The sequence below is a fragment of the Cytophaga aurantiaca DSM 3654 genome (assembly GCF_000379725.1).
GTDB classification, from domain to species: Bacteria; Bacteroidota; Bacteroidia; order Cytophagales; family Cytophagaceae; genus Cytophaga; species Cytophaga aurantiaca.
Genome location: NZ_KB903637.1, coordinates 49,023 through 57,251, shown reverse-complemented (window position 1 = coordinate 57,251; position 8,229 = coordinate 49,023). Strand labels below are relative to the sequence as shown.

The 8,229-nt window shown below is 37.1% G+C and carries 6 protein-coding genes, 2 tRNA genes and 1 rRNA gene; 1 reads left to right on the top strand and 8 read right to left on the bottom strand.

Features of this window, described 5'->3' with window-relative positions; all coding sequences use genetic code 11:
- From A3EE_RS0110250 to mutS, 4 genes are all read right to left on the bottom strand, one after another.
- Positions 1 to 217, bottom strand: a 16S ribosomal RNA gene (locus A3EE_RS0110250); the annotation flags it as partial.
- 689 nt (positions 218 to 906) lie between these two features.
- Positions 907 to 992 (bottom strand) — tRNA-Leu (locus A3EE_RS0110245).
- A 53-nt stretch (positions 993 to 1,045) separates the two neighbouring features.
- Positions 1,046 to 1,118: transfer RNA gene (locus A3EE_RS0110240), tRNA-Gly, on the bottom strand.
- Between the two features lie 166 nt (positions 1,119 to 1,284).
- Positions 1,285 to 3,855, bottom strand: coding sequence for a DNA mismatch repair protein MutS (gene mutS / locus A3EE_RS0110235; RefSeq protein WP_033417831.1), 2,571 nt, complete (start codon positions 3,853 to 3,855; stop codon positions 1,285 to 1,287).
- Positions 3,856 to 4,129: 274 nt separating this feature from the next.
- On the opposite strand from mutS, the gene A3EE_RS0110225 reads away from it, so the two are divergent.
- A complete protein-coding gene (locus A3EE_RS0110225) occupies positions 4,130 to 4,660 on the top strand; it encodes an RNA methyltransferase (protein WP_018343350.1) in 531 nt (176 codons plus the stop codon).
- Positions 4,661 to 4,662: 2 nt separating this feature from the next.
- On the opposite strand, the gene A3EE_RS0110220 is transcribed toward A3EE_RS0110225, so the two are convergent.
- The 4 genes from A3EE_RS0110220 to scpB form a co-directional block, all read right to left on the bottom strand.
- Positions 4,663 to 5,247, bottom strand: a complete 585-nt coding sequence (locus tag A3EE_RS0110220) for a DUF4230 domain-containing protein (protein ID WP_018343349.1) — start codon at positions 5,245 to 5,247, stop codon at positions 4,663 to 4,665.
- A gap of 137 nt (positions 5,248 to 5,384) precedes the next feature.
- Positions 5,385 to 5,816 (bottom strand): tetratricopeptide repeat protein, encoded by a 432-nt coding sequence (locus A3EE_RS0110215; protein WP_018343348.1) that lies wholly within the window; start codon positions 5,814 to 5,816, stop codon positions 5,385 to 5,387.
- Positions 5,817 to 5,847: 31 nt separating this feature from the next.
- Positions 5,848 to 7,536: a pseudouridine synthase gene (locus A3EE_RS0110210; protein ID WP_018343347.1), complete on the bottom strand. Its 1,689-nt coding sequence runs from the start codon at positions 7,534 to 7,536 to the stop codon at positions 5,848 to 5,850.
- The gene (scpB, locus tag A3EE_RS0110205) at positions 7,514 to 8,221 is read right to left on the bottom strand and encodes an SMC-Scp complex subunit ScpB (protein WP_018343346.1); all 708 of its coding nucleotides are present in this window, start codon (positions 8,219 to 8,221) and stop codon (positions 7,514 to 7,516) included. The genes A3EE_RS0110210 and scpB overlap by 23 nt, the downstream gene beginning before the upstream one ends.
- Positions 8,222 to 8,229 lie beyond the last annotated feature (8 nt).

Here is an 8,229-nt window from a genome sequence, read left to right as displayed (position 1 = left end):
CGATAAATCTTTAACGTAATTGTCATGAGACATCCACGTGTTATGGGGTATTAATCCGAGTTTCCCCGGGCTATCCCCCAGTTTAAGGTAGGTTGCATACGTGTTACGCACCCGTGCGCCGGTCGCCGGCAGTATTGCTACCCCGCTGCCCCTCGACTTGCATGTATTAGGCCTGCCGCTAGCGTTCATCCTGAGCCAGGATCAAACTCTCCATTGTAAAGTTTGTATCCTAATGCTAATCTGCCGGAAAGCAAATTAGACTTTAGTTTGTCTTTCGTATAAATACAAAAAACGATTTGTCTGTCCTAGGCTCCAATTATTATTTAATAGTCCACTATTTTATTTATCCAATACCTCAAAGAACTTTTTCTTCAGCTTNNNGCTTCCGAATTGTAATTAGTCAAACATCGCTGCNTTNCCTAACTCCTTTTTTTCAATCTCAATCAAACCTTCCGTCTGATCAACTTTTATTCCCGTTTACAATCTAACGGGCTGCAAAGGTAACTACTTTTTTATTCCAAACAACCTTTTTACAAAAATTATTTTTTATTTATTTCATTACTCAACTCGTCAATTACCTCAAAAGCTCCTTCCAAACTTATCGGGTTGCAAAGGTGATAATTTTTATCCCAGAATCCAAATATTGCTCAGAAAAAATACCTTTAAAACACGTCTTAAATCGATACAGTGATACTTTTTAGCTATTTAATAATTGATAATGTGATAAATAGAAAAATAAATATTTTTTAACATTTTTATCAAATAACTGAGGTCAACCGCTAGCAAAATATTCATCGAACTTCATATGACCTTATTTTCTAAAGAACAAGCATCTAAAATGACTTCCTTAATATTTGCTGAATGCTATAAAACAAAAAAGGCTCTCTGTAAACAGAGAGCCTTTTGTACTCAGAGTGGGACTTGAACCCACACGAACTTTAAGGTTCACAGGATTTTAAGTCCTGCGTGTCTACCGATTCCACCATCCGAGCAATCAGGTTTCAAAAAAAGAACCTCTTCAACTAAAGAGGTTCTTTATAAGAAGAGCGAAAGACGAGATTCGAACTCGCGACCCCGACCTTGGCAAGGTCGTGCTCTACCAACTGAGCTACTTTCGCGTTGTATTAATTAATTGTGGATGCAAAGGTAACACTTTGCTTTAATTATGCAATACCTGAATTCCATTTTTTTATATTATTTATCTTAAAAAGTTAAATAAAGTTCGTTTACAAGTTGTTACAATAAACTTTTAAGCAAAAGTTTTTAATGAGTTAAACCATATCTCTATTTAATCATTTGTTTTAACTCATTTAATTTTAACAGCGCTTCTACTGGAGACATTATATTAACATCTGTTTGAGTTAATATTTTCTTTATTGAATCCCATGCAGGATCTGCTGCTTCAAATAAACTCATCTGCATCGTAGATTTAGGAATCTCCTTCAGTCTGTCTTCATGATCTTCCCGTACATGCTCCTTCTCCAGATGCTTCATGATTTCATTTGCTCGCAATACCAAGCTATTTGGCATGCCCGCCATCTGAGCAACGTGAATACCAAAGCTGTGCTCACTTCCGCCAGGTTTAAGTGTTCGCATGAAAATAACTTTGTTGCCGGCTTCCTTAACGGACACATTGAAATTTTTAACACGTTTTAAATCTTCTGTTAATTGATTCAACTCATGATAATGCGTTGCAAATAATGTTTTCGGCCTGAAGTGCGGATGATTGTGCAAGTGTTCAACAATTGCCCATGCAATAGAAATACCATCATATGTGCTTGTACCACGACCAATCTCATCCATCAATACAAGACTTCTTCCGCTCAGATTATTTAAGATACTCGCCGTTTCATTCATTTCAACCATAAAGGTTGATTCCCCTTTTGAAAGGTTATCTGAAGCTCCGACTCTTGTAAATACTTTATCTACTGTCCCAATCGTTGCATTAGTCGCAGGAACAAAACTGCCTGCCTGTGCCATCAATACAATCAATGCAGTTTGCCGAAGCAATGCGGATTTACCGGCCATGTTGGGACCAGTAATGATCATCACCTGCTGATTTTCATCATCCAAATAAATATCATTCGGCACATAGCTTTCGCCTAAAGGCAATTGTTTTTCAATGACCGGATGGCGACCGGCTTTAATGTCAATCAATGCACTGTCTTCTACAACAGGCTTGCAATAATTATTAACCGTAGCTGTATGAGCAAAAGAGCAAAGGCAATCTATGTGCGCGATCACGCGTGCATTTTGCAGAATTGGGTTGATATAACTTTCTGCTTCAAGAACTAAATCCTGAAACATCTTTTGCTCGATGATATTGATTTTATCTTCAGCTCCTAAAATTTTCTCTTCGTATACTTTAAGCTCTTCTGTAATATAACGTTCTGCACCTGTAAGCGTTTGCTTACGAATCCAATCAGCAGGAACTTTGTCTTTATGAGTATTCGTTACTTCTAAATAATATCCGAACACTTTATTGTAAGAAATTTTCAATGAGCTGATTCCGGTACGTTCTACTTCTCTTTGCTGTATCTGCAACAAATAATCTTTGCCGGTATATGCTATTGCACGAAGCTCATCCAGCTCTGCATTACAGCCATCTTTGATTATTCTTCCAAGATTTGTTAAGACTGGAGCATCTTCTTTCAGCATATTCAATATCCTGCCTGCAAGATATTCGCATGGATTGATCTGTTCAGCCAATTTCAATAACACATGCTGCCCTTGCTTTTTTAATGCGTCCTGTATGGGCGTTAAACGTTCTAACGAGCGCTTTAACTGAACCATTTCACGAGGATTAACTCTTCTTGCAGCAACTTTAGAAATCAAACGTTCAAGATCTCCAATAGGTTTGAGCTCTTCATTTAATTCATTCGCAAAATCAGGATTATTTACAAGCAACTGAACGGTGTCGAGTCGTTCTTGAATCGGAGTTAATTCTTTCAACGGAAGAATTAACCATTTCTTCAGCAAGCGTGCTCCCATCGGAGTTTTCGTATGATCCAAAATTTCGATCAAAGGTACTCCTTCAATTTGTTGAGACTGAACCAGCTCAAGATTGCGAATGGTAAATCGATCGAGCCAGACGTAACGCTCTTCTTCTATTCGATTAACCCGTGTTATATGTCTGACTTCTTTGTGTTCTGTTTCATTTAGATAATGAAGAATAGCGCCTGCAGATGTTATACCTTCAGCCATTTCTTCAATACCGAAACCTTTTAATGAAGTTGTTTGAAAATGACGGGTTAGTAAATCATATGTGAAATCGTATGCAAATATCCAATCCTCAAGTGCGTACGTATTGTATCGATCGCCAAAGTATTCATTGAAGACTTCCTTTTTATTTTTACAGAACAACACTTCCGAAGGAGAAAAACTTTGAAGTAGTTTGTCGATATAGTTTTTGTCACCTTGAGCTGTTAAAAATTCACCTGTAGAAACATCAAGAAAAGAGATGCCTAATACATCCTTTTGAAAATGAACTGATGCCAGGTAATTATTCTTGCTTACATCCAGTACATGATCATTAAAAGAAACCCCGGGGGTAACCAATTCTGTAACTCCGCGCTTAACAATTCCTTTCACAGATTTCGGATCTTCCAATTGATCACATATTGCAACGCGTAAGCCTGAACGCACAAGTCTTGGCAAGTATGTATCCAATGAATGATGTGGAAAGCCCGCCAATGCAGTTTCAGAAGCAGTACCATTTCCTCTTTTCGTCAATGTTATGCCTAAAATTTTCGCTGCCTTAACAGCGTCTTCTGAAAATGTCTCATAGAAATCACCTACGCGAAACAATAACAATGCGCCAGGATATTTTCCTTTAATTGCATTATACTGCTTCATTAATGGTGTTTCAGTAAATTCTTTGGTTTTGCTCACAACAATTATTTATTATGTGAATGGAGTATTTGAAATTTGATCGGTCGAAATCGATTCAAATGTGTTTTGTGATAGAATGTTTTATTTTCAATTGCGTAGATTTGAATCTTGTTATTTCAAACTTGATCCAAGCCTTTATAATTGTTTGAATTGCCAAGGATAAATTTAAGGATTGAGCATTGGATTTGCCAATTGAGTTATTAACACAGCCCTGATTGCTGTACATTTAATATAGCCTATGAAAAAGCTTTCTATGGACGAATTAAACCGTTTGTCGGTTGATGAGTTCAAAAACATTAAAAAAACTTCGATTATAGTTGTATTGGACAATGTACGCAGTCTTCACAATGTTGGGTCTTTTTTCAGAACTGCCGATGCCTTTCAAATTGAAAAAATATATTTATGTGGTATTACCGGGACTCCTCCTAATAGAGAAATACACAAAACAGCTTTAGGCGCTACAGAATCTATTGAGTGGGAATATGCAGTATCAGCGGTAGACTTTTTACCTTCTTTAAAAAATTCTGGTTATGAAATTCTTTCTATTGAACAAACGAACAAAAGTATTGCTCTTCAAGATTTTCAATTAAACAAAGAAGGGAAATTTGTATTGATCTTTGGTAATGAAGTTTATGGCGTAAGTGAAGAAGTAATTCATATGAGTGACAATGCCATTGAAATACCTCAATTCGGCACGAAACATTCGTTCAATGTTTCTGTTACCGGTGGTATTGTGCTTTGGGAATTCTTCAGGCGAATTCACCTTTGATCTTATTTTAAAACAATTTCCTTATCCGTTATTCCAGCCAAAAACGGCTTCAAAATTATTTCGGCATTCAAACGCGTTTGTTTTTCAATACCCATCTTTTTTGCTGAATTTTGAATTTCTGCTTCTGCTAATTGATAGGCCTTATCAATTATTTTTTTATCGTCTTCAAAAAATCCTGTTTCAATATCATAGATTTTAGATGCTTGATGATCTACTTTAAAAGTGCAGATCTCTGCAGGTGGCAACGTTATGATTACTTGCTTGTCGGTGATCTGCACTGCTGTGGAATCTATTTTTCTTAGGTCAATACAACCAACTGCTTCGCCTGAAATAATCAAGATAACTTTTGAATTCTTATCATACCAAGGAGCAATCACTTTATGTTCAACAATATCTTTCATGTAAAATTTACATAGCTCCAGCTTTCCCAGCAATTCTATTTTTTCAATAATGATATTATTTGTGACTTCAATTTTATCTTCGGTATCATCAGAACTGAAAAATGAAGTATGCGTAAAATAAATATATCCAGCTAACACAGAGATCAGTGCCCAAGGAAGCAGTTTCAAAATGAATTTAATACCCATAATTTCCGACTTTATTAAATGAACAATAGAATATACACCTAATTTAAATAAGATAAAAGTTGCCCGCTAAAAAACAAAACCTGCTTGAATGAAGCAGGTTTTGGATGATATGATTTTATTAAATCTTTGCGTTTTTGTTACTCAGAAATTTCCATTTTACTTTTCAAGAACTCTAAATATTTAGGTTCTTCTTCTTCGAAAATTTCTTCTCCTTCGATCAGATATGCTTCATGAAATGCATCTTCTGCTTCCTCCATATCTCCCAATTCAAAATGGCATTGCCCAATACGTAATAACAAGTATGGATTTTCTTCGCTATCTACACACCCGATTGCATGCTCAAATTGAGCCAGGGCAAGATCATACTTTTCATCAAAGAAATGTACATCACCAATAGAAGAGATCAACCATGCAGACGGCTCGTATTCTTCAATCGGCTCAGGCAACAATGTTAGTGCCTCGTTATATTTAGCAATTGCTTCTTCGCTTTTTTCATCTTCAAAAAGCAAATCTGCTTCTTCGCATATTGCATCTATGCGATCCAAAATTACATCTGATAATTCTTTCATAATAGATATATAGCTTTATAGTTGAATTGAATTAATCTAAATATTTAATTTTATTCACTTCAGTAGCTGTTAAGTAGCGCCAAGAGCCTCGCGAAACATTCTTTTTCGTTAAACCAGCGTACATAACACGATCAAGCTTTTGAACATCATATCCAAGTGATTCAAAGATACGACGAACAATTCTGTTACGCCCTTCATGAATTTCAATGCCAATTACTTTCTTGCTTGGAGAGATGATTGCAATTTCATCTACTTTAACCGGACCATCAAATAAGTGAATTTTACCATCCGCAATTTTATCAAAATCTTCTGCAGTAAGTGGCTTGTCCAATTCAACTTCGTATATCTTTTTAACTTTGTTTGATGGGTGTGTTAATTTTTGAGCTAATTCACCATCATTCGTAAATAGTAATAATCCTGTTGTATTTCTATCCAATCTTCCAACCGGATAAATACGCTCATTCGTAGCATTTGCAACTAATTGCATTACTGTTTTACGTTCATTCTCATCATCCATAGTAGTGATGAAATCTTTCGGCTTATTCAATAATACATACGCAAATTTTTCAGGCTTCAATACTTTGTTGTTGTATTTCACCGAATCCTCTGGCTTAACTTTGTAGCCAAGTTCAGTAACAACGACTCCGTTTACTTTTATTGTACCTTCAGCAATCAATTGATCGGCTTCACGACGCGAACAAATGCCTGAATTCGCGATGTATTTATTCAATCGAATATCGTACGAATCCGGCGCGCTCACCTTAACAGTATTGGGTTTGGGTTTGCTAAGTTTGTCTAATTTGTTTTCGTAAGCTTTGCGACCCTTCTTTACCTGATCATTATCAAATTTTGGTTTCTCCTTTTTATCGCTTTCTTCATCGAAATCATCGTCATCGAAGTCATCGTTTTTAATTTCTCTTCTGCCACGAGGTTTCGCTGCTTCGTCATCTTTCTTGAAAGTTCTTTTCGGTGCAGATGATTTTTCAGAATCAAAAGATCTCCTTGCAGGACTTGCTGAAGGCTTATCAGACGAGTCGCCTCTTGTAGTTCGGGGTGAAGCTGAACGTTTGTTTGGAAACTTTGCAGCTTCGCCACGTGCACCTGTACTTCTGGAATCTGAATCTTTCTTCGCTGCGTATTTTTTAGGAACAGATGACCTTCCTTCTCCCGCTCTGCTTCTATATTCTGCAGTACCCTCGCCTCTTTTTGTATAAGAACGCTTTGCTGCACCACGCTCTTCTCTTCTAGGCTCTTCGTCAGAAGCACGAGCTCCGCGACGTATGTAAGGACTTTTAGTATCGTCTGAACGTTTATCGTATGGAATGAAATTTTCTTCCTTATCAGCTTTATCTGAAGTATAACCTTTTTTAGCAGGTTTACGACCTGAAGGCCCTCTTCCTACATCTCTTCTGGATGTTTCGAATTTTTTCGGCTTAGACTGAGTAGTTCTTTTCGAACCGTATAAATCTTTTTCTTCTTTCGGACCTCTTTTGGAATCTCCTGAATCTGCCTTACCTCTTGATGAAGAAGGTCTTTTTGAAGAAGCTTTTTTATCGAAGCCTGAACGCGAGGAGCGTCCATCTTCACTACGAGATGATGTTGATCTTGTATTGGATGATTTAGGGCCACGACCGCCTTCTGACGAATTGGATCTGCCTTTAGACGAAGCAGGCCTGCTATTAGCGGGCCTCTTGTTATTATTCGTTCTCTGTTTGCTCATTTTCTGTGCTTGTATCTTCCGGGGAATCCGGCAAATCCTCTTGAGGGGTTTCTTCTATATCCTCATCTGGAATTTCTTCTCCGCTGATTTCCGCAATTGCCTGACTGGCTAAGGCAATAAATTCCGGATCATTTACCTCTCCGATTTCGTTTACTTCTGAAGTGAAATCTTTAGGCGAAGGTAAGTCTTTTATATTGTTTATTCCGAAATATTCTAAAAACTTCTGGCTTGTGCCGTATAGAATCGGACGACCAACGCCGTCAGATTTGCCTTGAATCTCAACCAATTCTTTCTCAAGAAGCTTCTGCATTGCATAATCGCAGTTTACACCACGGATTTGCTCAATCTGCCCTTTGGTGATTGGCTGTTTATAAGCTACAATTGCCATTGTTTCCAATGCAGAAGTAGAAAGTCGTTTTTTAGACTTTTGCTTAAGAAAAATACCCAAGCTTGATTGATATGCAGGTTTGGTCATAAACTGATAACCGCCCCCTATTTGCAATATCTGAAATGGGTACATTTCATCTTCATATTTAGAAAGCAATCCATCAACTGCATTTAGGATATCATCTAACGGTATTTCTGCTTCAAACATCTCCGACATACACTGACGGATTTCATCAGGCTTAACCGGGTCTGTTGCGCAGAAAATGATGCTTTCGATATGATTTTGTAAGAAATTCATTTACATTA

Excerpts from the sequence above, each read along its gene's own strand:
- A3EE_RS0110215 (WP_018343348.1), bottom strand. The coding sequence starts at position 5,816 with ATGAAAGAATTATCAGATGTAATTTTGGATCGCATAGATGCAATATGC.
- mutS (WP_033417831.1), bottom strand. The coding sequence starts at position 3,855 with ATGAAGCAGTATAATGCAATTAAAGGAAAATATCCTGGCGCATTGTTA.
- scpB (WP_018343346.1), bottom strand. The coding sequence starts at position 8,221 with ATGAATTTCTTACAAAATCATATCGAAAGCATCATTTTCTGCGCAACA.
- A3EE_RS0110225 (WP_018343350.1), top strand. The coding sequence starts at position 4,130 with ATGAAAAAGCTTTCTATGGACGAATTAAACCGTTTGTCGGTTGATGAG.
- A3EE_RS0110220 (WP_018343349.1), bottom strand. The coding sequence starts at position 5,247 with ATGGGTATTAAATTCATTTTGAAACTGCTTCCTTGGGCACTGATCTCT.
- A3EE_RS0110210 (WP_018343347.1), bottom strand. The coding sequence starts at position 7,536 with ATGAGCAAACAGAGAACGAATAATAACAAGAGGCCCGCTAATAGCAGG.